The following is a 26,560-nucleotide window of genomic DNA, read 5'->3' on the forward strand; positions in this document are numbered from 1 at the left end:
CCGGCGAAGTACAGGGCGTCGCGCCCGTGCCCCGCCCCCAGCTCCAGCACGTCCTGCGCGCCGGCCACACGGAACACCGCGGCGGCATGGACCGCGGCTGCGGAGGGGGCGTCCCCGTACATCCGCGGGTGGTCGGCGTACGTCCGCTGCCACTGCCCGCGCTGCGCGTCGGCCGGCTCGCGGCCCTGCTCCGGCATCGTTTCTCCCGTGGGTCCACCGGCGCCCCGCACCGGGGCCGGGCCCAGCGTAGGACCGGACACCGGTCCCGCCCCGCCCCAGCGCGCCCGCGACCCTCCGGCGCCACTCCGAACGGCCCACGACCAGCCGCTTCGCCCCCGGGTCACGGACCCGGGGGCGAAGCGTGGAGCGGTGACGCGGCAGGCCGTGCGGGCCCGCGGTCCGAGGCCCGCGCGAAGGTCAGTCCGCGTGGCCGAGCTGCAGGTCGCGTTCGGTCCGTCCGCCGCCGGCGACCTGGAGCACGGTGGCGACCGGCGGGTAGCCCGCGGCGATCACCGTGTACTCGCCGGACGACAGGTCGATGAAGCGGAACGTGCCGTCGGGCCCCGTGGTGAGCGTGTCCACCACGTTGCCCCCGGCGTCGAGCAGCGTCACCCGGGCGTCCTCGACGGGCCGGCCACCGGTCGCGCGTACGGTGCCGCGCAGCATCGCGCCGCCCGCCAGTTCGATGTCCTGCCTGGTCTCCCGCGAGGCCTGCACGCTCACCGGCAGCGCGGCGGGCCGGAACGCCGGGGCGCTCCCCGCCAGGGTGTACTCCCCCGCCACCAGCTCCGTGATCACATAACCGCCTTCGCGGCCGCTGCGCGTCGACGCGACGACCTCTCCGCGTACGTCGGTGAGCGTCACGGCGGCGCCGGGCACCGGTGTCCCGTCCGCGGTGCGCACGGTCCCGGCGAGGCGGCCCGCACCGCCGAGCACCACGTCGAGTTCGACGGGTCGTTCGCCGACGGTGACGGTGACGGCCTGCGGCTGGTGCCCGCCGGCCGCCGCGATCATCACGTACGACCCCGATCCGGCCACGCTCAGCGCGTACCGCCCGTCGTCACCGCTCGCGCCGCGCCCGACCTGGCGCCCCGACCCGTCGATGAGGGTGAGGGCGGCGCGCGGCACGACGCTGCCGTCGTGGTGCTGGACGGTGCCGCAGACGGGCACGCCCGCCGGGCAGGGGGCGGCAGGGTACGGGGCGGCGGCCCGGGCCGTGGGGATCGTGGAGGGCTCGGCTGCGGGGGCGTTGTGGGACACCAGCGGTTTCTCCTTGAGGAAGCAGGCGATGAGCAGGCCGAGGACGAGCACCGGCACGAGGTAGAGGAAGATCCGCGGCATCGCCTCGGCGTACGCCCCGATGTAGGCGTCGCGCAGCGCGGGCTCCATGGCGTGCACGAGCTGGGGCGTGATGCCCGCCGGATCGGGGAGGCCGGTGCCCGCGGGCAGCCGCTCGGCGAGGGCGTCGCCGAGCCGGTTCGCGAAGAGGGTGCCGAAGACCGCGGCGCCGACGCTGCCGCCGATCTGCCGGAAGTAGTTGTTGGCGCTGGTGGCGGTGCCCAGGTCGGCCGGGGGCACGGAGTTCTGCACGGCGAGGATGAGCACCGGCATGACCAGGCCGATGCCCGTGCCCAGTACGGCCATCCAGACGCTGTAGTGCAGCCGCGAGGTGTCGGCCTCCAGCCGGGACAGCAGCCACATGCCGAGCACCGAGCAGGCGCTGCCGGCGACCGGGTAGACGCGGTAGCGGCCGGTGCGGCTGATGAGGAGTCCCGAGACGATCGAGGCGACGACCACACCGCCCATCATCGGCAGCATCAGCAGTCCGGACTCCGTCGCGCTGGCGCCGTCGACCATCTGGAGGAACGTCGGCAGGTAGCTGGCGGCGCCGAAGAGCGCGATGCCGACGACCGCGCCGACGAGTCCGGTGACCGTGAAGACCGAGTCGCGGAACAGCCGCAGCGGCATGAGGGGTTCGGGCGCGTAGTGCTCGGCGACGACGAACAGCAGGGTCGTTCCGGCGGCCCCCGCGGCGAGGCCGAGGATGACCCGCGAGTCCCAGGCGTACTCCGTACCGCCCCAGCTGGTGAGCAGGACCAGACAGGTGGACGCGGCGGCGAGCAGCAGCGCGCCGAGTACGTCGAGGCGCGGCCGTACGCCCGGCTTCGGGAGCTTCAGTACGACGGCGATGACGGCCATGGTCACCAGCCCGAACGGGACGTTGATGTAGAAGCACCAGCGCCAGGACGCGTGGTCGGTGAAGAACCCGCCGAGCAGCGGCCCCGCCACCGACGCGAGGCCGAAGGCGGCGCCGATGAGCCCCATGAAGCGGCCGCGGTCCCGGGGCGGCACGATGTCGGCGATGATCGCCTGGACACCGATCATGAGACCGCCGGCGCCGATGCCCTGGATGGCGCGGAAGGCGATGAGCTGGTCCATGGTGCGCGACCAGCCGGCCAGCGCCGAACCGACGACGAAGATGACGATGGCGAACTGGAAGACGCCTTTGCGGCCGAACAGATCGCCCAGTTTTCCGTAGACCGGGAGACCGATCGTGGCGGTGAGCAGGTAGGCGGTGATCGCCCACGACATCCGGTCCAGGCCCTGGAGTTCGCCGACGATCTTCGGCAGGGCGGTGGCCACGATCATCTGCTCCAGCGCCGCGAGGAGCAGCGCGAGCATCAGCCCGAAGAAGACCAGCCGGACGCGGCGCGGGCTGAGGGGCCGGTCCTCGGCCCTTTCCGCGGGGGCGAGTTGGACCGGGGGTGGCGGCGGCTCAACGGCCCCGGCCGCCGCCGTCTTCGCCAGAGTGATCCCGCCCACGTACTGCTCCCCTCGTCGCACTGCGCCGCCCTTTTCTCGCATTACGCGACAACTGGGAGCAAGCGGGGCGATTGAGGAGGGAGGCGTACGCGGGCGGCTTCACCCCCGGTGGGAGCCCCTGCGGCGCACAACCGGCGCGCGGGGAAGACCACTCGAACCGGTGACGGGCTACTTCTCGACCTCGGCGGCGAGGTTGGCGAGCAGGACGTCGTAGATCCGGCCGAGGCCCTTGGGCGCGAAAGTCCTCTCGAAGAAGCCGCCGATGCCGCCGGCGCCGTCCCAGACGGTGGTGACGACGGCCTTCGACCTGCCCTCGCCGGCCGGGGTGACGGTCCAGGTGGTGACCATGGACGAGTTGCGGTCCTTCTCGACGAGCTGCCCGTCGGTCGGCTCGGTCACTTCGAGCAGGCAGTCGCGGACGCGCTTGCTGGTGGCCTGGAGCTTCCAGTGCACGAGGGTGCCCTCGCCGTCGCCGCCCTCGCGCACCTCGTACTCGGAGAAGTGCTCGGGCAGGAGCTTTCCGCGCGAGCCGCTGTAGTCGGCCAGCGTGTCGAACACCGTCTCCGCATCCGCCGCGATGATCCGCTCCGTGGTGGCCTCGACCTGCGCCATGCCTGTTCCTCCAGCACTTGGGTTTTCAAGGGTGCGGCTTACCCAACCACCTCCGGTGGGGCCGCCCAAAATCGGGGCCGCGGCAGAGACCCGTCAGCGGCCCCCCGGCCGGCCTTTCCGCGCCCGCGGGCCGGGGGTACGGCGGCAAAATGAGTCGACACACCACCTGCTGAACGGTGGTATGAACACCGGCCGCCGCGTGAAGCAGCCGTCGCGCGGTGGCCCCGCCCCGAGTCCGGAAGGTGCTCATGTCCGCTGTCCGGATGCATGCCGACGAGGCAGACATCGACGTATCTCTCGTACGGCGCCTGGTCGACGGGCAGTTCCCGCAGTGGGCGGACCTTCCCGTGGAGCCCGTCGTCTCCTCCGGCACGGAGAACGCCATGTACCGGCTCGGCGAGGACATGGCCGTCCGGCTCCCCCGCAGGGAAGGGGCCGCCGGCGACGTGGAGGGGGAACAGCGGTGGCTGCCGCGGCTCGCTCCGCACCTTCCGGTCGCCGTTCCGGCCCCGCTCGGGAAGGGCGGGCCCGCCGAGGGCTATCCCTGGAGCTGGTCCGTCTACCGCTGGCTGGAGGGCGGGAACCCCGTCGCCGGCCGCGTCGCGGAACCCGGCCTGCTCGCCGGGGACCTGGGGAAGTTCGTCACCGCGCTGCGGGAGATCGACCCCGTGGGCGGGCCACCGTCGAGCCGGGGGGTTCCGCTGGCGGCGCGGGACGCCCCGACGCGCGCGGCGATCGGGGAGCTGCACGGAATCATCGACACCGAAGCGGCGACCGCCGCGTGGGAGGAGGCCCTGCGGATCCCCGAGTGGTCCGGGCCGGCCGCCTGGTCCCACGGTGACCTGTCGCCCGGGAACGTACTGGTCGACCGTGGACGGCTCAGCGCCGTCATCGACTTCGGGGCCGCGGGCGTCGGCGACCCCTCCGTCGACCTGATCGTGGCGTGGAACCTGCTGCCCGCCGAAGCGCGCGGCGTCTTCCGCGAGGCCCTGCGGGCCGATGACGCGACCTGGGCGCGCGGCCGCGGATGGGCCCTGTCGATCGCGCTCATCCAGCTTCCGTACTACCGGAACACGAACCCGGTGCTCGCGGCCGGCGCGCGGCACGTGATCCGTGAAGTCTTCGCCGATCACGGCTGCGCGGCACGGGCCGGCCGGGGAACCGGCGGCTGACGCGGACTGCCGCCGGCGGGCGAGGGACGCCGCCGCCGCACGTCGGCAGCGCCCTGGGCACGCCAGTACCCGGGGAACGCTCCCAACGGCCTTTCCCACGGCGGCGGTTGCCGCCGCGCCGTCCGGGGCTCCGGCCGGTTCGTGGCGATAACCGGCTGCTTTGCCCGTCCGGCCCTGGATACAGTGCGGCCCCATGAGCAGCGGCGGCACACACCTGCGGGACATGACCATCGGCGACTGCGAGGCCGTCGCCCGCGTGCGGGTGCGGGGATGGCAGTCGGCGTACGCCGGGATGATCCCCCAGGCCCACCTCGACGCGATGAGCGTCGAGGAGGACGCCGCGCGGCGCCGCGCGCATCTCGCCGAAGCCGAGGCCGCGGGCACGGGTGCGGGCGCGGGCGCGGGCCGCAATGTGGTCGCCGAGCGCGACGGTCAGGTGATCGGCTGGGGCTGCTACGGGCCGTACCGCGACGAGGGGAAGCCGGCCACCGGCGCCGAGCTGTACGCCCTCTACGTCCTGCCGGAGCACCGCTCGACCGGCGCCGGCCGCGCCCTGACGGCCGAGCTGCTCGCCCGCGCCGCCACCGACGGCCACCCGCGCATGCTGCTGTGGGTCCTCACGGAGAACGCCCTCGCCCGCCGCTTCTACGAGAAGGCGGGCTTCGTGCCCGACGGCGCCGAGGCGTCCTTCGACGTGCGGGGCGTCGCCGTCCCCGAGACGCGTTACGCGAGGCGGCTGAGCGCGGCGGACGCGGCGGCCGTCAGACGCGGGTGACCCAGCGCCGCTTCGAGCACCGGCCGCGCCCGCGCGTCCCGCAGTTTCCCCAGGCCCTCGACGCAGGCGAGCGCCACCCGCCAGTGCGGGTTGCCCGGCGCGAGCAGCCCGCGCAGGGTGGTGATCAGCGCGGGTACGGTCTCGGGCGCCCGGAGCTCGGTGAGCAGCCGCACCGGGTGCAGCGCGTACGCGGTGCGCAGCGGGTTGGTGGCGAGCGCGGCGGCGGCGCGGGCGGTGCGCGGGTCGCCGAGGCGCGCCAGCGCGTACGCGGCGGTGACGCACCGCTCGGGATCGCGGTGGTTGAGGAGCAGTACCAGCGTCTCGAAGGCCCGCCGGTCACCGGCGCAGCCGAGGCGGAAGGCGGCGGTCTCGCGGGCCCACAGGGGCCGTTCGGCCTCGGTGAGCACCAGGGCGAGCTCGTCCAGGTCCTCGGTGGCGAACAGCCGCTCGTACGCCGCGAAACCGTCCGCCCCGGCCTCCGTCCCCGCGTCCGCCCCGCCCCGTGCCTCGCCCCGCACCCGGTCCATGAGCGACCGCAGCTCCTCGTCCATGGCGTCAGCGTATAAGCGCACCGGGCGTCCCAGATCACATCCCGCCAGGTCTCTCCAGGGCTGGCGCGCTCGTTACTGGCCGGTTACCCTCAAGTGAGCGGGCCACCCCCCGCTGATTGACCACCTCGTGGCGGCCTGGTGACGCAGCCGCCCGAGTGCTTTGTCGGTTCGGTGTTTTTCTCCGCGACGTGACTCCGGGACAGGGTCCGTCGGCCCTCGCACTACGACCTGCGCTTTCCGCACGCGATTCGCGACTCTTCCGCACCGTGCGCCCCTCAGTCGTCACTCATTCTCTGGAGTCCCCTGATGGACATCCCTCTCCGTACTGTCGCCGTGGTCGGTCTCGGCACCATGGGCACCGGCATCGCCGAGGTCCTCGCCCGCGCCGGCCGTGAAGTCATCGGCATCGACATCAGCGAAGCAGCCGCCCGGCAGGCCGTCTCCTCGCTCGAAGCCTCCACCGCCCGCGCGGTGGAGCGCGGGCGCATGACCGACGAGGAGCGGCGGGACGCCCTCGCCCGTTTCCGTACCTTCTCCGACCTCCAGGCCGTCGCGGACGCCGATCTCGTGATCGAGGTCGTGCCCGAGTCGTACGAGGCCAAGCAGCAGGTCTTCCGCGCCCTCGACTCCATCGTGCGCCCCACGACGGTCCTGGCCACCGGCACGAACGCGCTGTCCGTGACCCGTCTCGCCGCCGATTCGGCGCGTCCCGAGCGCGTGCTGGGCCTGCACTTCTTCAACCCGGCGCCCGCGATGAAGCTGGTCGAGATCGTCTCCTCGGTGCTCACCGCGCCGCAGGCGGTCGAGGCCGTCACCGCGCTCGCCCGGGATCTGGGCAAGGAACCGGTCGCGATCGGCGACCGGCCCGGTTTCGTCGCCGACGGCCTGCTCTTCGGCTACCTCAACCAGGCCGCCGCGATGTACGAGGCCAAGTACGCGTCCCGCGAGGACATCGACGCCGCGATGCGGCTGGGCTGCGGCCTGCCGATGGGCCCCCTCGCCCTGCTCGACCTGATCGGCGTCGACACGGCCCGCACGGTCCTGGAAGCGATGTACTCCGAGTCCCACGACCGGCTGCACGCGCCCGCCCCCGTCCTGAAGCAGCTCAGCGAGGCGGGGCTGCACGGGCGCAAGTCGGGCCGCGGCTTCTACACGTACGCGGCGGCCGGCAGCCAGGAAGTGGTGCCCGACGCGCTCACCCCCCGGGAGTCCGCGGACGCCGCCGTCGGCCGGCCGGTGCGGTCGGTGGGGGTCGCCGGCTCCGGGACCATGGCGTCCGGCATCGCGGAGGTGTTCGCGAAGGCCGGGTACGAGGTGGTGCTCGCGGCCCGGAGCCAGGAGAAGGCGGACAAGGCGAAGGCCCGTATCGCCAAGTCCCTTGCCCGCTCTGTCGACAAGGGCCGGATGACGGCCGAGGCGCGCGAGGAGGCCCTGGGCAGGGTCGCTCCCGCCGACTCGCTCGACGCGTTCGCCGACGTCGACCTGGCGGTGGAGGCGGTCGCGGAGGACCTGGAGGTCAAGCAGCAGCTCTTCGCGACGCTCGACAAGGTCTGCAAGCCGGGCGCGGTGCTCGCCACGACCACGTCCTCGCTGCCCGTCGTCGCCTGCGCCCGCGCGACCTCGCGCCCGCAGGACGTCGTCGGGATGCACTTCTTCAACCCGGCGCCCGCGATGAAGCTGGTCGAGGTGGTCCGTACGGTCCTCACCTCGGACGAGGTCCACGCGACCGTCCGCGAGGTGTGCGGGAAGGTCCGCAAGCACCCCGTGGACTGCGGCGACCGGGCCGGGTTCATCGTGAACGCGCTGCTCTTCCCGTACCTGAACAACGCGGTCAAGATGGTGGAGCAGCACTACGCGTCGCTGGACGACATCGACGCCGCGATGAAGCTGGGCGGCGGCTACCCGATGGGCCCCTTCGAGCTCCTCGACGTGGTCGGCCTCGACGTCTCCCTCGCCATCGAGCAGGTCCTGCACCGCGAGTTCCGCGACCCGGGCCTGGCGCCGGCGCCGCTGCTCGAACACCTGGTGGCGGCGGGGTGCCTCGGCCGCAAGACGGGGCGCGGCTTCCGGGAGTATGCCGGGCGCTGAGCGGGAGGGTGTGACCGGATGGGGCGGGCTGCTGGAGCCGGCCGGCAGTCCGCACCCACAGGCGCGCTCTCCTGCGCAGATGCAGTACGTTCGGAGCATGTCCCAGCCCGCTGACTCCCCCCGACGGCCGTCCCGTACGAGCTCCGCGTCCGACGCGCCCGAAAGCGCCGCGGGCAGCCGCGCGGCGGCGCAGCGGCTCAAGATGCGCCGCGAGCTGTCGGCGGCGGCGATGGAGCTGTTCGCGACGAAGGGGTACGAGGCGACGACCGTCGACGAGATCGCCGCCGCCGGCGGGGTCGCCCGCCGGACCTTCTTCCGGCACTTCCGCTCCAAGGAAGAGGCGATCTTCCCGGACCACGACGACACGCTGGTGCGCGCCGAGGCGGTCCTCAACGCGGCGTCCCCGCACGAGCACCCGCTCGACACCGTCTGCCGGGGCATCAAGGAAGTCATGCGGATGTACGCGGCGTCCCCCGCGGTCTCCGTCGCCCGCTACAAGCTCACCCGTGAGGTCCCCACGCTCCGCGAGGCGGAGATCGCCTCGGTGGCCCGCTACGAGCGGCTGTTCACGCGTTACCTGCTGGGCCACTTCGACGAACACGACCACCACGACGACAACGACGACCCGCTGCTGGCGGAGGTGGCCGCCTCCGCCGTGGTGACGGCCCACAACCACGTGCTGCGGCGGTGGCTGCGGGCGGGCGGCCAGGGCGACGTGGAGGCGCAGCTGGACCACGCGTTCTCGATCGTCCGCGACACCTTCGGCACCGGCATCGGCGCGGGCCGCTCGGCGGCCCGTCCGAAGCAGGCTCAGCCGGCGTCGGCCTCGGTGAGCGGCGACGTGCTGGTGACGGTGGCCCGCACGGACGCGCCCCTGGACGAGGTCATGCGCACGATCGAGCGAGCGCTCAAACAGAACTGACCGGACAGGTCCACCACCGGACGAAGACGCCGTCCGCCCCCGGAAGCCGGGAGGCGGGCGGCGTCTTCACGTGCTCTGATGAATCCAAATCGATCGATCATCGCTCACATGTGACGGCGAGGTGACAAGTGAGAGAAATTGTTGGCACTCAGTGTCTTGTCACGTGGCACGGGGTGTCATACGTTGATGTTGTCCGGGCGGCCGGCGTGCAGTGATCTCCCGTACGCCGGCTGTCCCCGCAAGCCATGTGCCTGCGCGCCCGGACGCCTGCGTCACAGGCAACCTCCCGCGCTACCCGCGCTGCCGAAAACCCGCACCACCGCCGAACCGACGGCACACCTCCACAGCAGCACCCCGACGTTCCCCCTCATAGCGTTCCCCCGAGGACGCGCTTCGCCGGAGGCACCCCGTGAAGGAAATCCTGGACGCGATCCAGTCGCAGGACAGTTCCGCCGCAGACTTCGCGGCCCTGTCCGTCCCCGAGTCGTACCGCGCGGTGACCGTGCACAAGGACGAGGCCGAGATGTTCGCCGGCGTCGCCAGCCGCGACAAGGACCCCCGCAAGTCCCTCCACGTGGAGGACGTGCCGGTGCCCGAGCTCGGTCCGGGCGAGGCCCTGGTGGCGGTCATGGCCAGCTCGGTCAACTACAACTCCGTCTGGACCTCGATCTTCGAGCCGGTCTCGACCTTCGGCTTCCTGGAGCGGTACGGCAAGCTCAGCGACCTGAGCAAGCGCCACGACCTCCCGTACCACGTCATCGGCTCCGACCTCGCGGGCGTCGTCCTGCGCACCGGCCCCGGCGTGAACGCCTGGAAGCCCGGCGACGAGGTCGTCGCGCACTGCCTGTCCGTCGAGCTGGAGTCGTCCGACGGCCACAACGACACGATGCTCGACCCCGAGCAGCGCATCTGGGGCTTCGAGACCAACTTCGGCGGCCTGGCGGAGATCGCACTCGTCAAGTCCAACCAGCTGATGCCCAAGCCGGGCCACCTCAGCTGGGAGGAGGCGGCGGCCCCCGGCCTGGTCAACTCGACGGCGTACCGCCAGCTCGTCTCGCGCAACGGCGCCGGCATGAAGCAGGGCGACAACGTGCTGATCTGGGGCGCGAGCGGCGGACTCGGTTCGTACGCCACCCAGTTCGCGCTGGCCGGCGGCGCCAACCCGATCTGTGTCGTCTCCAGCGACCAGAAAGCGGACATCTGCCGCGCGATGGGCGCCGAGGCGATCATCGACCGCAACGCCGAGGGCTACAAGTTCTGGAAGGACGAGCGCACCCAGGACCCCAAGGAGTGGAAGCGCTTCGGCAAGCGCATCCGCGAGCTCACCGGCGGCGAGGACATCGACATCGTCTTCGAGCACCCCGGCCGCGAGACCTTCGGCGCGTCCGTGTACGTCACCCGCAAGGGCGGCACGATCACCACCTGCGCCTCGACCTCGGGCTACATGCACGAGTACGACAACCGCTACCTGTGGATGTCGCTGAAGCGCATCATCGGCTCGCACTTCGCGAACTACCGCGAGGCGTGGGAGGCCAACCGCCTGATCGCCAAGGGCAAGATCCACCCCACCCTGTCGAAGGTGTACTCCCTGGAGGACACCGGCCAGGCGGCGTACGACGTCCACCGCAACCTGCACCAGGGCAAGGTCGGTGTGCTGGCCCTGGCGCCCCGCGAGGGTCTCGGCGTCCGCGACCACGAGCTGCGCGAGCAGCACATCGACGCGATCAACCGCTTCCGGGACGTCTGATGAGTGAGCGTCGGAAGGACCGGCCCTGGCTCATGCGGACGTACGCAGGCCACTCGACCGCCGAGGCGTCCAACGAGCTGTACCGCAACAACCTCGCCAAGGGCCAGACCGGCCTGTCGGTCGCGTTCGACCTTCCGACGCAGACCGGCTACGACCCCGACCACATCCTCGCCCGCGGCGAGGTCGGCCGGGTCGGGGTCCCGGTGTCCCACCTCGGTGACATGCGCCGGCTGTTCCAGGACATCCCCCTGGAGCAGATGAACACCTCCATGACCATCAACGCCACCGCCATGTGGCTGCTGGCGATGTACCAGGTGGTCGCGGAGGAGCAGGGCGCCGACATCACCAGGCTCCAGGGGACGACGCAGAACGACATCGTCAAGGAGTACCTGTCGCGCGGGACGCACGTCTTCCCGCCGGTGCCGAGCCTGCGCCTGACGACGGACATGATCACCTACACGGTGAACCACATCCCCAAGTGGAACCCGATCAACATCTGCAGCTACCACCTCCAGGAGGCCGGCGCCACGCCGGTCCAGGAGATCGCGTACGCGATGAGCACGGCCATCGCCGTCCTCGACGCCGTACGGGACAGCGGTCAGGTGGAGCCGGAGAAGTTCGGGGACGTCGTCGCCCGCATCTCCTTCTTCGTCAACGCGGGCGTCCGCTTCGTCGAGGAGATGTGCAAGATGCGCGCCTTCGGCCGCATCTGGGACAAGGTCACGCGCGAGCGGTACGGCATCGAGGACGCCAAGCAGCGCCGCTTCCGCTACGGCGTGCAGGTCAACTCCCTCGGTCTGACCGAGGCACAGCCGGAGAACAACGTCCAGCGCATCGTCCTGGAGATGCTGGCCGTCACCCTCTCCAAGGACGCCCGGGCCCGCGCCGTGCAGCTCCCCGCCTGGAACGAGGCGCTCGGGCTCCCCCGCCCCTGGGACCAGCAGTGGTCGCTGCGCATCCAGCAGGTGCTCGCCCTGGAGAGCGACCTGCTGGAGTACGAGGACATCTTCGCCGGGTCGCACGTCGTCGAGGCCAAGGTGGAGGCGCTCGTCGCCGAGTCCTTCGCCGAGATGGACCGCATCGCGGAGATGGGCGGCGCGATGGCGGCCGTCGAGTCCGGCTACCTCAAGTCGCAGCTGGTCTCCTCGCACGCGGAGCGCCGCGCCCGCATCGAGTCGGGCGAGGAGAAGATCGTCGGCGTCAACTGCTACGAGTCGACCGCGCCCAGCCCGCTCACCGCGGACCTGGACGGCGCGATCATGACGGTCGACCCGGCCAACGAGGCCCGCGTCGTCGCCAAGCTCCACGAGTGGCGCGACAACCGCGACGAGGCGCGCGCGTCCGAGGCCCTGGCGGCCCTCAAGAAGGCCGCGGCCGGTACCGAGAACCTGATGGGCCCCACAGTCGAGTGCGCCCGCGCGGGCGTCACCACCGGCGAGTGGTCGTGGGCACTGCGGGACGTCTTCGGCGAGTTCCGCGCGCCGACCGGTGTGAGCAGCGCCCCGGTCGCGGTCACCGCCGAGGCGGGCACCCCGCTCGCGTATGTACGGGAGAAGGTGGCCCGTACGGCCGACGAGCTCGGCTCGGGAAGGCTGCGCCTGCTGGTCGGCAAGCCCGGCCTGGACGGCCACTCCAACGGCGCCGAGCAGATCGCCGTACGGGCCCGCGACGCGGGCTTCGAGGTGGTCTACCAGGGCATCCGGCTCACCCCCGAGCAGATCGTGAGCGCCGCCCTCGCCGAGGACGTGCACTGCGTCGGTCTGTCCATCCTGTCCGGCTCGCACGCCGAGCTGGTGCCCGACGTGCTGGTACGGCTCCGGGAGGCCGGCGCCACCGACATTCCGGTGATCGCCGGCGGGATCATCCCGCCGGCGGACGCCGAGGCACTGCGCGCTGCCGGAGTGGCCGCGGTTTTCACCCCGAAGGACTTCGGGATCACGGAGATCATCGGCCGTATCGTCGACGAGATCCGCACAGCGAACAAGCTCGACCCCCTGGAGGTCTCCGCATGACCACGCCCACGCCCGCCGTCGACCGCCTGCGCCCGCGCCGCTCCTGTCTCGCCGTGCCCGGCTCGAACCCGCGCTTCCTGGAGAAGGCCCAGGGCCTGCCGGCCGACCAGGTCTTCCTCGACCTGGAGGACGCGTGCGCGCCGCTCGCCAAGGAGGGCGCCCGGCACACCATCGTCGACGCGCTGAACAACGGCGACTGGACGGGCAAGACCCGGGTCGTGCGGGTCAACGACTGGACGACCCACTGGACGTACCGCGATGTCATCACGGTCGTCGAGGGCGCGGGCCCGAACCTCGACTGCATCATGCTGCCGAAGGTCCAGGACGCCCAGCAGGTCGTCGCGCTCGACCTCCTCCTCACCCAGATCGAGAAGACGATGGGCTTCGAGGTCGGCAGGATCGGCATCGAGGCGCAGATCGAGAACGCCAAGGGCCTGGTGAACGTCGACGAGATCGCCGCCGCCTCGCCGCGCCTGGAGACGATCATCTTCGGCCCGGCCGACTTCATGGCGTCGATCAACATGAAGACGCTGGTCGTCGGCATGCAGCCGCCCGGCTACGGCGCCGACGCCTACCACTACATCCTGATGCGCATCCTGATGGCGGCCCGTACGCACGACCTCCAGGCGATCGACGGCCCGTTCCTCCAGATCCGCGACGTGGACGCGTACCGCGAGGTCGCGGGCCGTGCGGCGGCGCTGGGCTTCGACGGCAAGTGGGTGCTGCACCCCGGTCAGGTCGACGCGGCCAACGAGGTGTTCTCGCCCTCGCAGGAGGACTACGACCACGCCGAGATGATTCTCGACGCGTACGAGTGGTGCACGTCCGAGGCGGGCGGCAAGAAGGGCTCCGCGATGCTCGGCGACGAGATGATCGACGAGGCCAGCCGCAAGATGGCGCTGGTCATCTCCGGCAAGGGACGCGCGGCCGGCATGCGGCGCACCTCCAAGTTCGAAGCCCCGGAGGCCTGATCATGCAGTTCGGACGCACGTACGAGGAGTTCGAGGTCGGTGCCGTCTACAAGCACTGGCCCGGGAAGACGGTCACGGAGTACGACGACCACCTCTTCTGCCTCCTCACCATGAACCACCACCCGCTGCACATGGACAGCAATTACGCCGGGAAGACGACCGACTTCGGCAAGAACGTCGTCGTCGGCAACTACGTCTACTCGCTGCTGCTCGGCATGTCGGTGCCGGACGTCTCCGGGAAGGCCATCGCCAACCTGGAGGTCGAGTCGCTCAGGCACATCGCGCCGACCTTCCACGGCGACACGATCTACGGCGAGACGACCGTCCTCGACAAGACGCCGTCGAAGTCCAAGAGCGACCGCGGGATCGTCTACGTCGAGACGAAGGGCTACAAGCAGGACGGCACCGTCGTCTGCGTGTTCCGGCGCAAGGTGATGGTCCCGACCGAGACGTACATCAAGGAGCGCGGCGGCGAGCAGCCCGGCCGCCCGACGGCATCCAACTGACCACGTGAAGACGCAGGAGAAGTAGCCATGGCCCGTCTCGCCCAGACCGCCGGTCTGACCGACATCCAGCAGGAGATCCTGGCCACCGTCAGGAACTTCGTCGACAAGGAGATCATCCCTGTCGCGACCGAACTGGAGCACCGCGACGAGTACCCGACGGAGATCGTCGAGGGTCTCAAGGAGCTCGGCCTGTTCGGGCTGATGATCCCCGAGGAGTACGGGGGTCTGGGCGAGTCCCTTCTCACCTACGCGCTGTGCGTGGAGGAGATAGCCCGTGGCTGGATGAGCGTCTCCGGGATCATCAACACGCACTTCATCGTGGCGTACATGCTCAAGCAGCACGGCACCCAGGAGCAGAAGGACACGTTCCTGCCGCGCATGGCGCTGGGCGAGGTGCGCGGCGCGTTCTCGATGTCGGAGCCGGCGCTCGGCTCCGACGTGTCGGCCATCACGTCGAAGGGCGTGAAGGACGGTGACGAGTACGTCCTGAACGGCCAGAAGATGTGGCTGACGAACGGCGGCTCGTCCACGCTCGTCGCGGTGCTGTGCCGCAGTGACGAGGGTCTCCCCGAGGGCACGGCCCCGCACAAGCAGATGACGACCTTCCTGGTGGAGAAGGAACCGGGCTTCGGTGAGGTCCGTCCGGGCCTGACCATCCCCGGGAAGATCGACAAGATGGGCTACAAGGGCGTCGACACCACCGAACTGATCATGGACGGACTGCGCATTCCGGCCAATCGTGTACTCGGTGGGACAACCGGCCGAGGGTTTTACCAAATGATGGACGGCGTCGAGGTCGGCCGCGTCAATGTGGCGGCGCGTGGTTGCGGCGTCGCGCACCGTGCGTTCGAGCTGGGTGTCTCGTATGCCCAGCAACGTCAGACTTTCGGCAAGCCGATCGCCCAGCACCAGGCGATTCAGTTCAAGCTGGCCGAGATGGCTACCAAGGTCGAGGCCGCCCATGCCATGATGGTGAATGCAGCACGCAAAAAGGACTCCGGGGAACGAAACGACCTAGAGGCAGGGATGGCGAAGTACCTCGCCTCCGAGTACTGCAAGGAAGTCGTCGAGGACGCCTTCCGTATCCACGGTGGCTACGGGTTCTCGAAGGAGTACGAGATCGAGCGCCTCTACCGCGAGGCGCCGATGCTGCTCATCGGTGAAGGTACCGCCGAGATCCAGAAAATGATCATCGGTCGGCGACTCCTCGAAGAGTACCGATTCCAGGGCTGATTGCCCCTTTCGGGGGGAAATTGCCGCGAAAAAGATCACACCCTGTCATCGTCTTCAGGCCTCCGACTCGTCTTCTGGCTTGCCCAGTTGCGCCCCGCAACCGCTACCATCGCCGGTAAGCCGCCGTCCCCCTGTTGCCAGCGCGGCATCATCCGCTACGAAGGTCATCCATGCCCCACAGCCAAACCTCTGCATCACGCGACGGCCTCCTCCAGGGACGCCTTGCTCGCGGAGCATCGCCGTGGCTTCTGCCGACCGTCGCCACCGCGGCGCTCAGCCTCGCCCGGGCCCGCAAGTCCGGCCGCTGGGCCGCCGTCGCCGTGCCCACCACCGCGCTCGCGGCGGGCATGCTGTGGTTCTTCCGCGATCCCGAGCGCGAGATCACTCAGGGCCGGGTCATCTCCCCGGCCGACGGAGTGGTGCAGAGCATCATGCCGTGGAAGGACGGACGTACCCGCGTCGCGATCTTCATGAGCCCGCTCAACGTCCACGTGAACCGCGCGCCCCTCGCGGGCACGGTGACGTCGGTCGAGCACATCCCCGGCGGGTTCGTGCCGGCGTTCAACAAGGAGAGCGAGAACAACGAGCGCGTTGTCTGGCACTTCGACACCGAGCTCGGTGACATCGAGATGGTGCAGATCGCCGGCGCGGTCGCGCGTCGCATCGTCCCGTACGTGCCGCAGGGCACGAAGGTCGAGCAGGGCCAGCGCATCGGCCTGATCCGCTTCGGTTCGCGCGTCGACATCTACCTTCCCGAAGGTGTCGAGGCCGATGTCGAGGTCGGTCAGGTCACCACCGCGGGGGTGACTCGCATTGACCGTGACTGATTCCGAGACACAGGCCGGCTGGGTGCCCGAGGCCGAGGAGGAGACCGACGCCGAGGACATGCCGCTCTCCCTGCGGCTGTCGATAGCGGACACGCTCACCCTCGGCAACGCGACCTGCGGATTCATGGCGGTGTACTTCACCACCACCGGAATCCTCATCCCGCACCTCCAGGGCAGCCAGGAGACCGGCATGGCGCGGCACAGCGCCGCGACCGCCGTGATCCTGATGCTCCTCGCGGCGATCTTCGACCTCTGCGACGGGCTCGTGGCGCGCAAGCTGCGCAGCTCGCCGATGGGCGCGGAGCTGGACAACCTCTCCGACCTGATCAGCTTCGGACTCGCCCCGGCCTATTTCGTGCTGGTGTACGGAATGGTCGCGGACGACGCCCACCAGCGGGTTTCGGCGCTGGCGGCGATCGTGGTGCTGCTGGCGGTGGTCCTGCGGCTCGCCAGATTCTCCTGCGTGACGATGAAGGACGGCATGTTCCAGGGCATGCCGAGCCCCTTCGGCGCGCTGACGGTCGTCTCGATCGTGCTGCTGGAGCTCCCCTTCATCCCCACGCTGCTCGCCATCGTCGGCGTCGCGTGGCTGATGGTGAGCCGGGTCGAGTACCCGAAGCCGCGGGGCGTCCTCGCGGTGGCGATGCTCGCCTGGATCGTGGGCGCGATGGGTCTGCTGGCGGCCTGGGCGTTCGACGCCCCGGGCGGCCAGGTCCTGCTGGCGACCGGCTGCGCGCTCCAGGTGGTCCTGGGCGCGGTGATCCCGCTCTTCGCGACGGCGCGGCGTGTGAACACGTTCCGCGACAACCGCCGCGTGGCGCGTGCGGCGCAGCTGCCGTAGGCGTGACCGTACGTACGGCCGAGGGCCCCGGAGCACATGCTCCGGGGCCCTCGGCCGTTTCCCGCCGGCGGGACCGTCAGCCGCCCGTGGTGTAGCTCCGGGCGGCCTGGGACGCCTCGGCCTCGCGGACCACCTTCGTGCCGCCGGTCACGTTCTTGTCCGGCTGGAGGATGACCGTCTCGCGCGAGGAGGGCGCCTTCGGGTCGGTGAAGTCGTGGGTGGTGCCGAAGCCGGAGTCGTAGGCGTCGATCGTCAGCAGGGCCTTGCCGACGCCCTCCCGGGTCAGGTCCTTGGACGCGCACGCTTTCTTCAGCGCCTCGCCGAAGGCCGAGACCGCCGTCCAGCCGGCCACCACGCCGTTGTCCAGGGCGTCGGACGGGTACGCCGCCTTGTAGTCCGCCACGAGCTCCTCGGCGTCCGGCGTGTCCGTGCCGATCGGCTCGCTGGGCGAGGCCACGTAGTAGCTCTTCTCCAGCGCGGGGCCGGCCTGGGTGGCGAGCAGCTGCGGGGAGAACGCCGAGTTGTTGCCGATGATCGGCGCCCGGAGCCCGACCGCCGCCGCGACCCCGACGAACGAGGCGGCCTGGCGCGGTCCCGCACTGATGACGACGCCCTTGACCCCGGCCTTCTTGAGCGCCGCGACCTGGGCCGTCATGTCGTTGTCGGTCGGCTTGATCTTCTGCTCGACGATCGTGAGCCCGGCCTGTTCCGCCGCGTACTGCGACCCGGCGAGCGCGTTCTCGCCGTAGTCGCCCTCGAAGTAGACGTGGCCGATCCGGTCGCCCTTCCTGACGCCCTTGTCCCGCATCAGGAAGTCGATCGCGTTGATCGTCTCGACGTCGTACGTGTTGCCGATGACGCGGACGTACGGACTGCCGAGCAGCGAGGCGGACCAGGCCTGCGGGATGACGAGGCCCTTGTCCTGGCCGTCGATGCGCTGTTTGACCGCGGCGACGAAGGGCGAGCCGATGAACTGGGCGAAGCCGAGGACCTGCGGCGACAGCTCGGTGTAGCCGGAGACGGCCTTCTGCGGGTCGTAACCGTGGTCGCGGACCGTGAGCTCGATCTTCCGGCCGCAGATGCCGCCGTCGGCGTTGGTCTTCTTCACGTACAGCTGCTGGGCCTGGGTGACGCTCTTGCCGAGCGAGGCGTAGACGCCGGTCATGTCGGTCAGCGCACCGAGCTTGATCGTCTTGTCCGTGACGCCCTGGCCGGTCCTGACCCCGCCGGCGTCCGCCTTGTCGCCGCCCTTGCCGCCTTCCTTCGCCTTCGAGCTGCACCCGGCCGCCGTCAGCGCGAGCAGCGCGGCGAGCGTGGCGGCAGTGGTCCTGGTGACCTGCTTGCGCGTGGTCATCGTTACTCCCCTGGGGTTGTTGTCTTGCGCCGGAGGGCCGGCCGCACCAGGCCGCCCGGCAGGAAGAGCACCACCGCGACAACGGCGGCGCCGTAGAGGTACCGGGACGCCTCGCCCGGAGCGACCCCGCCCGTACCGGGGGCGGAGACCAGGGGCAGGGCGTCGCTGTACCGGGTGAGGAGCTGGGGCAGCAGGGAGACGAAGACGGCTCCCACCACCGCTCCCGCGACCGAGCCGAGACCGCCGATGACGATCATGGCCAGATATTCGAGGGACAGGATCATGCCGAAGTACTCCGGCACGGTCCGCTGGAAGACCAGCGCGAGCAGGACGCCCGCCAGGCCCGCGTACATGGAGGAGAGGACGAAGACCCCGGCCCGGTAGCGGGCGACGGGCACCCCCATGACCCCCGCGGCGATGCGGTGGTCGCGGATGGCGTTCATGGCCCGTCCGGGGCGCCCGCGCAGCACGCCGCGGGCGAAGAGGGCGCAGCCCGCCAGGGCGAGCAGCGCGACGTACCAGAGCTTCTCGGCGCTGCCGAAGGGCACGGCGGCCACCATCAGCTCGCTCTCGTCGAAGGTGATCCCGAAGAGGCTGAGCGGGGGGACGTCGCGGCCGTTGAAGCCGCCGGTCAGGTCGTGGGCGTTGAAGAGGACGTGCTGGCCGATGAAGATGAGCGCGAGCGTGGCGATGCCGAGGTACGCGCCCTGGAGTCGTCCGGAGATGGGGCTGAAGAGGCCGCCCGCGACCCCGGCCAGCGCCACCGCGAGGACGGCGGCGAGCCAGCTGGGGAGGTTCAGGCCGGTGAGACCGCCGGCGGAGTCCCCGGCGAGGACGCAGTAGCCGTACGCGCCCACCGCGAGGAAGAAGGCGTGGCCCATGGAGAGCTGGCCGGTGGCGCCGGTGAGGAGGTTGAGGCCGATGGCGCCGATGGCGGCGGCCATCGCGAAGAGCCCCGCCTGGAGCCAGAACCGGTCGAGGTAGAAGGGCAGCGCGAGGAGCAGGACCGCTCCGGCGGTCCACAGCGCCGGGCGGCGGATCCGCTTGGTCGGGTCAGACACGGGCCAGCTCCTTCGTACCGAAGAGACCGGCCGGGCGGACCAGCAGGACCGCGACCATGACGAGGTACGGAGCCAGGTCGCCGATGCCGCGCCCGAGGAAGGTGAGGTCGCTCTGGTAGCCGGTGGCGAGCGACTCGGTGACGCCGACGAGGAAGCCGCCGACGAGGGCGCCGGTGGTGGAGTCGAGGCCGCCGAGGATCGCGGCGGGGAACGCCTTCATCGCGGCGAGCGAGGTGGAGCGTTCGAGGCCCGGCGTCGGGAAGACGGTCAGGAAGAGCGCCGCGACGGCGGCGAGTCCGCCCGCCACGGCCCAGGCGCCGAGGGAGACCCGGCCGAGGCGTACGCCCATCAGCGCGGCGGTCTCGGAGTTCTCGGCGGCGGCGCGCATCGCCACGCCCCAGGAGGTGAGGCGGAAGGCCAGCAGGAAGGCCGTGATGAGCAGGGCGGCGGCGACGAACGCGGCGATCCGGGTGTGCGCCACGGTCACCCCGCCGAAGGTGAGCACCGCGTCGCCCCAGGGGTCGCCCAGGGCGAGCACGTCGGTGCCGATGCGCCGGGTGAGTTCGGTGGTGAGGAGGATGTCGACGCCGATGGTGACGATGGCCAGCACGCTGTGGTTGGAGCCCCGGTAGCGGCGCATCACCAGGAACTCGACCCCGGCCCCGACGGCGGCGGCACCGCCGATCCCGGCGAGCAGGGCGAGCCAGAAGCCGATGTCGTCGTGCAGGACGGCGGTGACGTAGCCGCCGGCGAGCAGCAGCGAGGCGTGGGCGAAGTTGACGACCTCGGTGGCGCGGAAGATCACGACGAAGCCGAGGGCGATCAGGGCGTAGACGGAACCGATCGAGATCCCGTTGAGGAGGAGCTCGGCGAAGGTGGTCATGAAGCGGCCTCCTCTCCCAGGTAGGCGCGGACGACGGCGGGGTCGGACTGGACGGAGGCGGGCGTCCCGTCGGCGATCAGCCGCCCGAAGTCGAGGACGGTCACGGTGTCGGCGAGCCGCATCACCACCCCCATGTCGTGCTCGACCAGCACGATGGAGATGCCGAGGCTGTCCCGTACGCCCGCGACGACGGCGGCGGTGGCCCGGCGTTCGTCGGCGGTCATTCCGGCGACCGGTTCGTCGAGGAGCAGGATCCTGGGCTCCATGCACAGGGCGCGGGCGAGCTCGGCGAGTTTCTGCTGCCCGTACGGGAGGGTCCCGGCGGGGCGGGCGAGCTGGTCCTCCAGTCCCACGAACGCGGCGATCTCCCGGACGCGTTCGCGGTGCCGGGCCTCCTCCCGTACGGCGGAGGGGAGCCGCAGCCCGGCGGCGACGAACCCGGTGCGGGTGAGCCGGTGGCGGCCGAGCATCAGGCTGTCCTCGACGGTGGCACCGGGCGGCAGGGCGAGGTTCTGGAAGGTGCGGGCGACGCCGAGGTCCGCGATGCGGTGGGGCGGCAGGCCGGTCAGCTCCTGACCGCCGAAGCGGACGCTGCCGGAGGTGGCCCGGTACACGCCGGAGAGGACGTTGAAGCAGGTGGACTTGCCGGCGCCGTTGGGTCCGATGACGGCGTGCACGGTTCCCGGCCGTACGGTGAAGCCGATCGCGTCCAGTGCGGTCAGGCCGGCGAACCGCACGGTCAGGTCCCGTACTTCCAGCGCCGGGGCCGCGGTGCTCATCTCCCCTCCCAGACGCCGAGGGTGCGGTGGGCCGCCACGGCCCGGGAGGCGTCGGCCGCGGCTTCCTCGTCGACGACGCCGAGGTAGCGGCGGCGTACCTCGTCGGAGGCGGCGAGTTCACCGGCGGGCCCCGACAGCACGACCTCGCCCACGTCGAGGACGTACGCGTGCGAGGCGAGGCGCAGCGCGATGGCGGCGTTCTGTTCGACGAGCAGTACGGCCGTGCCCTGCGCGTTGATCTCGGTGATCGTCTCGGCGATCCGCTGTGCCATCAGCGGGGCGAGGCCGAGCGAGGGCTCGTCGAGCAGCAGCAGTTTCGGTCCGGCCATCAGCGCCCTGGCGACCGCGAGCATCTGCTGCTCGCCGCCGGAGAGCAGTCCGGCGCGCTGCCCGGCGCGTTCGGCCAGGACCGGGAAGAGCTCGTGGACGCGCCGCAGCGCGGCGGCCTGGGCGGCGCGGTTGCCGGTGGAACCGAGTGCGCCCGCGCGCAGGTTGTCGGCGACCGTCATCCGCGCGAAGACCTGGCGCCCTTCCGGCACTTGGCAGAGCCCCGCGGCCACCACCCGGTCGGGGGGCAGACCGGTCAGCGGCCGGCCGCCGAAGGCGACCGTGCCCTCGGTGACCGCTCCGCCGTGGAACGACAGCGTGCGCGAGATGGCGCGCAGGAGCGTGGACTTGCCCGCTCCGTTGCTGCCCAGTACGGCGACCACGGCCCCTTCGGGCAGCGTGAGCGACACGTGTCGCAGCGCCCTCACGGGTCCGTATCCCGCCGACAGATCCCGTATTTCCAATGTGGCGCCGGCCATGGCACCCCTTCCTCGGGCCGTTCGGTGGCGCTCACCTCAGCACCGGCCGCGTCCGCCGTCCACGGGTGGCGACCGAACCGCTGCCGGTGACCAGTCACACGTACGAACGGTTGTGCACGCGCACAACACCGCGTGTCAGGGGCTGTCGGAGGAAGCCCGGCTCATGGCACGCTCTCGCCCCATGGGAGGCCGCAGAGCACGGACGGGACACGACTGGGCGGTGCTGACCGAGGCATGTACGGCGCTGCTCGACCGGCTGCCGGAACTGGTGGATCAGCACATGCGCGAGCTGCACGCGCACTCGCCGCTGTACGCGCAGGTCCTGTCGCAGGACCAGCACTGGCAGGAGACCGAGCAGGCCATGCGGATCGGCATCGAGGCGATCTCCGCGCCGAAGTCGCAGCCGCGCCGCGATCTGGAGTACGCGGAGTGGACGGGCCGGCGCCGGGCCCAGCAGGGCTTTCCGCTGGAGCTGCTGGTGCACTCCTACCGGCAGGCGGGCTATCTGATCTGGGACGCGCTGCTGGAGAGCGCGGAAGGGAGCGGTCCGGAGAAGCTCACGGTGCTGATGCGGGCCGCGTCGACGGTGTTCACGGCGGTGGACGCGGAGACCGCGACCGCGTCGGAGGCCTACCGGGCGACCGAGGCCGAGCTGCGCCACCGTACGGACGAACGGCTGCAGGCGCTCCTCGACGCGCTGCTGGAGGGCAAGGAGTCACCGGGGCTGGCGGCCCGCGCGGCGGCCGGTCTCGACCTGCCGGAGCAGGGGCGGTACGCGGTGGTGGTGCTGCGGCTGGAGCGGCGGGACGGGCGCGAGCCGTTCCACCGGCGCATCCAGGGGACCGGGATGCGGTTCATCTGGCGGATGCGTACGGACTGCGAGGTGGGCGTGGTCTCGCTGGGCAAGGACACCACGCTGGCCGCCCTGTCGGAGCTGCTCGCCGCGCGCTGCCCCGGGCCGGGCGGCATCAGTCCGGTGGTGGAAGGTCTCGCCGGGCTGGGCGAGGCCCGGCGGCTGGCGGATCTGGCGCTGCGGACGTGCGCGCCGGACGCGACCGGGATCGTACGGCTGGACGAGCGGATGCCGACGGCCCTGGTGGTCAGTCAGCCGGAGCTGGCGGGGCGGCTGGTGGCGGACGTGTTCGGCACGCTGCTGGAACTGGACGCGGCGGACCGGGTGGTGCTGCTGGAGACGCTGGACGCGTGGCTGTCGTGCGAGGGGTCGGCGGGGCGGACGGCGGGGCGGCTGTACTGCCACCGCAACACGGTGTTCAACCGGCTGCGCAGACTTGAGCAGCTGACGTCCCGCTCGCTGTCCCGGCCGCGGGACCTGATCGAGATGACACTGGCACTGGACGCGTTCCGGCTGTCCGGGGCGTGACGCGGACGGCGCGGGCGGGCCGTCCGCGGACCGCCGGCCCGCGGCGCGCGCCTCCTGCTACGACAGCGTGTCCGCGACCACGGATGCCGCTTCCGCGATCAGTTCGTTGTCGTAGTCGGCGTCTTCCTCGCCGCGGTTCGACATGATCGCCACGACGATGGGGGCGGTGCCGGGGGGCCACACCACGGCGATGTCGTTGCGGGTGCCGTAGGTGCCGCCGGCTCCGGTCTTGTCGCCGACCACCCAGCCCTCGGGCACCCCGGCCCTGATGAGCTCGGATCCGGTGGTGTTGGTCCGCAGCCACTTCGTGAGCTGCGCGCGTTCGCCCTTGCCGAGGACGTCTCCGAGAACGAACGCGCGCAGGTCGCCGGCCAGCGCCCGCGGCGTGCTCGTGTCACGCGTGGCGCCCGGAGCCCACTGGTTCAGCTCCGGCTCGCGGCGCTCCATCCGGGTGACGTCGTCGCCGATCTCCTCGAGTACGGCGTCCAGGCCGTGGGGGCCGCCCAGTTGGTCCAGGAGCAGGTTGGCCGCGGTGTTGTCGCTGAAGCGGACGGCGGCGTCGCACAGCGCGCGCAGGGTCATCCCGGTCCCGACGTGCTTCCCGGTCACGGGAGAGTGGGCGGCCAGATCGTCCCTGGAATACGTGATCACCCGGTCCAGGCCGCTCAGGGAGTACTTGCGCAGTACGGCACCGGCGGCCAGCGCCTTGAACGTGGAGACGTAGGCGAACCGCTCGCCGTCGTTGTAGGCCATCTCGCGCCCGGTGCCGGTGTCGACGGCGTAGACGCCCAGTCGCGCGTCGAACTTGCGCTCGAGTTCCTTGAAGTCGCGGGTGAACGGCTTCGCGTCCGCGCCCGGCCCCCGGCTCGCGTCCGCACCCGGCCCCGTCGTCTTCGCGGGCGGGGACGACGGGGCCGGCGGGTCGCCCTGGCCGCAGGCCACGAGCGGGACGAGGGCGAGCGCGGCGAGGGCACCGAGAACGGCGCGCCGGGCACGGGTGTGCTGCATGGTCCAGAACCTCCGGGTCGCCCCGCACACGGGGCGCGTAGGGGACGGAGCGGCACGGCTCCGTCCCGGTGCGTGGTCATGAGTGCCGGGACCACCCTCACCCTCGGGCGGCCATGCGGTCCAATGCCCCCACGCACTGTTCCATGCCGATCCGGCATAGAGTTGCGGGCTGTGGATCTGGTGGGAGCGTGTCGCGCGTTTGTCAGTGTCAGCGAGCACGGCGGTTTCACCGTCGGAGCGGCCGCGGCCCGGATGTCCCAGTCGGTGGCCAGCCGCCGTGTCGCCGCCCTGGAAGAGCGCTTCGACGAGCAGTTGTTCGAGCGCACGTCGCGGCGGGCCGTCCTCACCCCCTTCGGCCGGGACATGCTGCCGGCGGCCAGGCAGCTCGTGCAGGCGGCCGATGTGCTGCTGCACGAGGCGGGAGCCGCCAAGCGCAAGCCGTGGCGGCTCGCCGTGCCCGGCATCTGCCCCACCGCCGGTCTGGCCCGCCTCGTCGCCGATGCGCGAGGGCACGGTGTCACGCTCGACCTCCGTGTGGCGGCGCCCGCGCAGCGCATGGAGCTCGTCCACGCGCAGCAGGTGCGTGCCGCCCTGCTCGCGGTGCCCGCGGACGAGGCGACGTGGTCCGTGCCGCTCGGGCTCGCCGGCGTCCAGGACCCCGGCGTGAAGCGCGTCTACCTGGAGACGCTGCGGATCGGGCGGGCCTCCCCCGGCCCGGCCCGCCGTGTCTGGATCCAGCCGGAGGACGACGTGCCGCACATCCGTGACCCGCTGACGCGGCTGCGCGACGCGGTGGGCCTGCGGCCCGCACAGCTCGTCGCGGCGGCCGACCTGACGAGCGCCGCGGCGGAAGTCCTCTGCACACACGACCTGTTGCTGTGTTCCCCCGCGCAGGCCGGGGAACTCGCCCTGAACTGGCGGCCCATCGGGGAGATCACGCTCGGCCGGGGGTTCGCCCTGGCCGTCGCCGCGGGCGGCAACCCCCAGCACGTCGAGGCGCGCCTGGGCGACGCCATCGCCCGCTGCCTCGGCGCGGGCACCGCGGGAGGGGCGGCGGCGTGAGCACCGAGGCACTGCTCCACGACATGCGCCGGCAGCTGCGCGACGGCGGGCTGCACGGCTGCCTGCTCGTACGGGACCTGCACACGGGGGAAGAGCTGGGGATCGAGCCGGACACCCAGCTGCCCTCCGCTTCGCTGGTCAAGGTCCCGCTCGCGCTGGCGACGGCGGAGCGCATCCGGCGGGGCGAGCTCGACGGGGCGACGATGCTCGACGTACGGCCCGGGCGGATCACCACGCCCGGCCCCACCGGGCTGAGCCGGTTCCGCCACCCCACCCGGATCGCGGTCGACGACCTGCTCTACCTGAGCACCTGCGTGAGCGACGGAACGGCCGCCGACGCGCTGTTCGGCCTCACCCCGCCCGACCGGGTCGCCGGCGTCCTCCACGAGCTCGGCCTGCGCGGCATCACCGTCCGGCACAGCATGCGTGAGCTGTCCGACACCCCGGTGGAACGCTTCGACGCCGACCAGGCCCATCTCGCCCACGCCCTCGCCATCGACGCCGGCACCAGCGGCCGCGGCCACCGGGTGCCGCAGCTCGACACCACCCGCGCCAACACCGGCAGCGCACGCGCCTGGGTCGACCTGCTCCAGGCCCTGTGGACACCGTCGGCGGTCCCCCCGGAAACGGCCGGGCGCGTGCGCGGTCTCATGGCCCACAACCTGCTCCGGCACCGGCTCGCCCCGGACTTCAGCTCCGACGCCACCACGTGGTCCTCCAAGACCGGCACCCTCCTCAACCTCCGCCACGAAGTCGGTGTCGTCGAGCATTCCGACGGTCAGGCCTTCGCCGTCGCCGTCCTTACCGAGTCGCTCGTTCCGGCGAGCACCCAGCCGGGCGCCGACGCCCTCATGGCGCAGGTCGCCCGCGGGCTGCGCGACCACCTCCGGCAGCTCTAGCCGGCATTCCGGGCCGGGGCTTCTTCGCCGGCGAGCCGTACGCCGCCCGCCGGGGCCTCCCGTGCGGCACGGCAGGCGCCGCACCTCACCCGGACCGCCGATGCCCGGAGCCGGGGGGCGGAGCCCGGTCCGGGACGGAGCGGTTCGAGGTGGGGCGGGGCGGGGAACAGCCCCACAGGGCCAAGACCCGAGCGCCCGGGATCCTGGCCCCGGGGCCGAGCGGTCCCGGGACCGGAGCCCCGGGACC

23 protein-coding genes and 1 pseudogene are annotated in these 26,560 nt (G+C 71.6%); 14 read left to right on the plus strand and 10 right to left on the minus strand.

Annotated features, from left to right (window positions below; genetic code table 11):
• From ACWD0Y_RS18010 to ACWD0Y_RS18020, 3 genes and pseudogenes are all read right to left on the minus strand, one after another.
• A pseudogene (locus ACWD0Y_RS18010) lies at window positions 1-197 on the minus strand (SAM-dependent methyltransferase); the annotation flags it as partial.
• A 220-nt stretch (window positions 198-417) separates the two neighbouring features.
• The gene (locus tag ACWD0Y_RS18015) at window positions 418-2,823 is read right to left on the minus strand and encodes an MFS transporter (RefSeq protein WP_450261316.1); all 2,406 of its coding nucleotides are present in this window, start codon (window positions 2,821-2,823) and stop codon (window positions 418-420) included.
• A gap of 168 nt (window positions 2,824-2,991) precedes the next feature.
• Window positions 2,992-3,435: an SRPBCC family protein gene (locus ACWD0Y_RS18020; RefSeq protein ID WP_450261317.1), complete on the minus strand. Its 444-nt coding sequence runs from the start codon at window positions 3,433-3,435 to the stop codon at window positions 2,992-2,994.
• 248 nt (window positions 3,436-3,683) lie between these two features.
• Here ACWD0Y_RS18020 and ACWD0Y_RS18025 point away from each other — a divergent pair, with 248 nt between their 5' ends.
• Entirely contained in the window at window positions 3,684-4,607 is a 924-nt protein-coding gene (locus tag ACWD0Y_RS18025) for an aminoglycoside phosphotransferase family protein (protein ID WP_450261318.1), read from the plus strand.
• 193 nt (window positions 4,608-4,800) lie between these two features.
• Entirely contained in the window at window positions 4,801-5,382 is a 582-nt protein-coding gene (locus tag ACWD0Y_RS18030; RefSeq protein ID WP_450261319.1) for an N-acetyltransferase family protein, read from the plus strand.
• On the opposite strand, the gene ACWD0Y_RS18035 is transcribed toward ACWD0Y_RS18030, so the two are convergent.
• Window positions 5,331-5,933 carry a HEAT repeat domain-containing protein gene (locus ACWD0Y_RS18035; protein WP_450261320.1) on the minus strand — a complete coding sequence of 201 codons (603 nt, stop codon included), beginning with the start codon at window positions 5,931-5,933 and terminating at the stop codon, window positions 5,331-5,333. The two genes, ACWD0Y_RS18030 and ACWD0Y_RS18035, sit on opposite strands and share 52 nt — an antisense overlap.
• Before the next feature lie 306 nt (window positions 5,934-6,239).
• Between ACWD0Y_RS18035 and ACWD0Y_RS18040 the strand changes: the two genes are divergently transcribed.
• The 9 genes from ACWD0Y_RS18040 (at window position 6,240) to pssA (ending at window position 17,080) form a co-directional block, all read left to right on the plus strand.
• The gene (locus ACWD0Y_RS18040; protein ID WP_450261321.1) at window positions 6,240-8,021 is read left to right on the plus strand and encodes a 3-hydroxyacyl-CoA dehydrogenase family protein; all 1,782 of its coding nucleotides are present in this window, start codon (window positions 6,240-6,242) and stop codon (window positions 8,019-8,021) included.
• 79 nt (window positions 8,022-8,100) lie between these two features.
• Window positions 8,101-8,943, plus strand: coding sequence for a TetR family transcriptional regulator (locus ACWD0Y_RS18045; RefSeq protein ID WP_450261322.1), 843 nt, complete (start codon window positions 8,101-8,103; stop codon window positions 8,941-8,943).
• 409 nt (window positions 8,944-9,352) lie between these two features.
• A complete protein-coding gene (gene ccrA, locus ACWD0Y_RS18050) occupies window positions 9,353-10,690 on the plus strand; it encodes a crotonyl-CoA carboxylase/reductase (RefSeq protein WP_450261323.1) in 1,338 nt (445 codons plus the stop codon).
• On the plus strand, window positions 10,690-12,702 hold the full coding sequence (locus ACWD0Y_RS18055; RefSeq protein WP_450261324.1) for a protein meaA: 2,013 nt from the start codon (window positions 10,690-10,692) through the stop codon (window positions 12,700-12,702). Before ccrA ends, ACWD0Y_RS18055 begins: the two co-directional genes overlap by 1 nt.
• Entirely contained in the window at window positions 12,699-13,673 is a 975-nt protein-coding gene (locus tag ACWD0Y_RS18060; protein WP_450261325.1) for an HpcH/HpaI aldolase/citrate lyase family protein, read from the plus strand. Before ACWD0Y_RS18055 ends, ACWD0Y_RS18060 begins: the two co-directional genes overlap by 4 nt.
• A 2-nt stretch (window positions 13,674-13,675) precedes the next feature.
• A complete protein-coding gene (locus tag ACWD0Y_RS18065; protein ID WP_450261326.1) occupies window positions 13,676-14,179 on the plus strand; it encodes a MaoC family dehydratase in 504 nt (167 codons plus the stop codon).
• 27 nt (window positions 14,180-14,206) lie between these two features.
• Window positions 14,207-15,412 carry an acyl-CoA dehydrogenase family protein gene (locus ACWD0Y_RS18070; protein ID WP_450261327.1) on the plus strand — a complete coding sequence of 402 codons (1,206 nt, stop codon included), beginning with the start codon at window positions 14,207-14,209 and terminating at the stop codon, window positions 15,410-15,412.
• A gap of 170 nt (window positions 15,413-15,582) precedes the next feature.
• Complete coding sequence (locus ACWD0Y_RS18075) at window positions 15,583-16,239, plus strand: phosphatidylserine decarboxylase (RefSeq protein WP_450261328.1); 657 nt, start codon at window positions 15,583-15,585, stop codon at window positions 16,237-16,239.
• A 22-nt stretch (window positions 16,240-16,261) separates the two neighbouring features.
• Window positions 16,262-17,080, plus strand: a complete 819-nt coding sequence (gene pssA / locus ACWD0Y_RS18080; RefSeq protein ID WP_450261366.1) for a CDP-diacylglycerol--serine O-phosphatidyltransferase — start codon at window positions 16,262-16,264, stop codon at window positions 17,078-17,080.
• Window positions 17,081-17,156: 76 nt separating this feature from the next.
• On the opposite strand, the gene ACWD0Y_RS18085 is transcribed toward pssA, so the two are convergent.
• Genes ACWD0Y_RS18085 through ACWD0Y_RS18105 form a run of 5 tightly spaced genes read right to left on the minus strand, consistent with a single transcriptional unit; the run spans window position 17,157 to window position 21,963 of the window.
• Window positions 17,157-18,434 carry an ABC transporter substrate-binding protein gene (locus ACWD0Y_RS18085; protein ID WP_450261329.1) on the minus strand — a complete coding sequence of 426 codons (1,278 nt, stop codon included), beginning with the start codon at window positions 18,432-18,434 and terminating at the stop codon, window positions 17,157-17,159.
• Between the two features lie 2 nt (window positions 18,435-18,436).
• A complete protein-coding gene (locus ACWD0Y_RS18090) occupies window positions 18,437-19,495 on the minus strand; it encodes a branched-chain amino acid ABC transporter permease (RefSeq protein ID WP_450261330.1) in 1,059 nt (352 codons plus the stop codon).
• Complete coding sequence (locus tag ACWD0Y_RS18095) at window positions 19,488-20,378, minus strand: branched-chain amino acid ABC transporter permease (RefSeq protein WP_093798240.1); 891 nt, start codon at window positions 20,376-20,378, stop codon at window positions 19,488-19,490. The genes ACWD0Y_RS18090 and ACWD0Y_RS18095 overlap by 8 nt, the downstream gene beginning before the upstream one ends.
• Window positions 20,375-21,157 (minus strand): ABC transporter ATP-binding protein, encoded by a 783-nt coding sequence (locus tag ACWD0Y_RS18100; RefSeq protein ID WP_450261331.1) that lies wholly within the window; start codon window positions 21,155-21,157, stop codon window positions 20,375-20,377. The genes ACWD0Y_RS18095 and ACWD0Y_RS18100 overlap by 4 nt, the downstream gene beginning before the upstream one ends.
• The gene (locus tag ACWD0Y_RS18105) at window positions 21,154-21,963 is read right to left on the minus strand and encodes an ABC transporter ATP-binding protein (RefSeq protein ID WP_450261332.1); all 810 of its coding nucleotides are present in this window, start codon (window positions 21,961-21,963) and stop codon (window positions 21,154-21,156) included. The genes ACWD0Y_RS18100 and ACWD0Y_RS18105 overlap by 4 nt, the downstream gene beginning before the upstream one ends.
• A 181-nt stretch (window positions 21,964-22,144) precedes the next feature.
• Here ACWD0Y_RS18105 and ACWD0Y_RS18110 point away from each other — a divergent pair, with 181 nt between their 5' ends.
• Window positions 22,145-23,344, plus strand: a complete 1,200-nt coding sequence (locus ACWD0Y_RS18110) for a PucR family transcriptional regulator (RefSeq protein ID WP_450261367.1) — start codon at window positions 22,145-22,147, stop codon at window positions 23,342-23,344.
• 57 nt (window positions 23,345-23,401) lie between these two features.
• Here ACWD0Y_RS18110 and bla read toward each other — a convergent pair whose 3' ends face one another.
• Complete coding sequence (bla, locus tag ACWD0Y_RS18115; protein WP_450261333.1) at window positions 23,402-24,352, minus strand: class A beta-lactamase; 951 nt, start codon at window positions 24,350-24,352, stop codon at window positions 23,402-23,404.
• A gap of 171 nt (window positions 24,353-24,523) precedes the next feature.
• On the opposite strand from bla, the gene ACWD0Y_RS18120 reads away from it, so the two are divergent.
• Entirely contained in the window at window positions 24,524-25,414 is an 891-nt protein-coding gene (locus ACWD0Y_RS18120) for a LysR family transcriptional regulator (protein ID WP_450261334.1), read from the plus strand.
• Complete coding sequence (locus tag ACWD0Y_RS18125; RefSeq protein ID WP_450261335.1) at window positions 25,411-26,313, plus strand: serine hydrolase; 903 nt, start codon at window positions 25,411-25,413, stop codon at window positions 26,311-26,313. The genes ACWD0Y_RS18120 and ACWD0Y_RS18125 overlap by 4 nt, the downstream gene beginning before the upstream one ends.
• The last annotated feature ends 247 nt before the right edge of the window (window positions 26,314-26,560 follow it).

The sequence above is a fragment of the Streptomyces altiplanensis genome (genome assembly GCF_053591575.1).

Coding starts and splice junctions, on each gene's coding strand:
- ACWD0Y_RS18020 (WP_450261317.1), bottom strand. CDS start 3,435: ATGGCGCAGGTCGAGGCCACCACGGAGCGGATCATCGCGGCGGATGCG.
- ACWD0Y_RS18025 (WP_450261318.1), top strand. CDS start 3,684: ATGTCCGCTGTCCGGATGCATGCCGACGAGGCAGACATCGACGTATCT.
- ACWD0Y_RS18030 (WP_450261319.1), top strand. CDS start 4,801: ATGAGCAGCGGCGGCACACACCTGCGGGACATGACCATCGGCGACTGC.
- ACWD0Y_RS18035 (WP_450261320.1), bottom strand. CDS start 5,933: ATGGACGAGGAGCTGCGGTCGCTCATGGACCGGGTGCGGGGCGAGGCA.
- ACWD0Y_RS18040 (WP_450261321.1), top strand. CDS start 6,240: ATGGACATCCCTCTCCGTACTGTCGCCGTGGTCGGTCTCGGCACCATG.
- ACWD0Y_RS18045 (WP_450261322.1), top strand. CDS start 8,101: ATGCAGTACGTTCGGAGCATGTCCCAGCCCGCTGACTCCCCCCGACGG.
- ACWD0Y_RS18055 (WP_450261324.1), top strand. CDS start 10,690: ATGAGTGAGCGTCGGAAGGACCGGCCCTGGCTCATGCGGACGTACGCA.
- ACWD0Y_RS18060 (WP_450261325.1), top strand. CDS start 12,699: ATGACCACGCCCACGCCCGCCGTCGACCGCCTGCGCCCGCGCCGCTCC.
- ACWD0Y_RS18065 (WP_450261326.1), top strand. CDS start 13,676: ATGCAGTTCGGACGCACGTACGAGGAGTTCGAGGTCGGTGCCGTCTAC.
- ACWD0Y_RS18070 (WP_450261327.1), top strand. CDS start 14,207: ATGGCCCGTCTCGCCCAGACCGCCGGTCTGACCGACATCCAGCAGGAG.
- ACWD0Y_RS18075 (WP_450261328.1), top strand. CDS start 15,583: ATGCCCCACAGCCAAACCTCTGCATCACGCGACGGCCTCCTCCAGGGA.
- ACWD0Y_RS18085 (WP_450261329.1), bottom strand. CDS start 18,434: ATGACCACGCGCAAGCAGGTCACCAGGACCACTGCCGCCACGCTCGCC.
- ACWD0Y_RS18095 (WP_093798240.1), bottom strand. CDS start 20,378: ATGACCACCTTCGCCGAGCTCCTCCTCAACGGGATCTCGATCGGTTCC.
- ACWD0Y_RS18100 (WP_450261331.1), bottom strand. CDS start 21,157: ATGAGCACCGCGGCCCCGGCGCTGGAAGTACGGGACCTGACCGTGCGG.
- ACWD0Y_RS18105 (WP_450261332.1), bottom strand. CDS start 21,963: ATGGCCGGCGCCACATTGGAAATACGGGATCTGTCGGCGGGATACGGA.
- ACWD0Y_RS18110 (WP_450261367.1), top strand. CDS start 22,145: ATGGGAGGCCGCAGAGCACGGACGGGACACGACTGGGCGGTGCTGACC.
- bla (WP_450261333.1), bottom strand. CDS start 24,352: ATGCAGCACACCCGTGCCCGGCGCGCCGTTCTCGGTGCCCTCGCCGCG.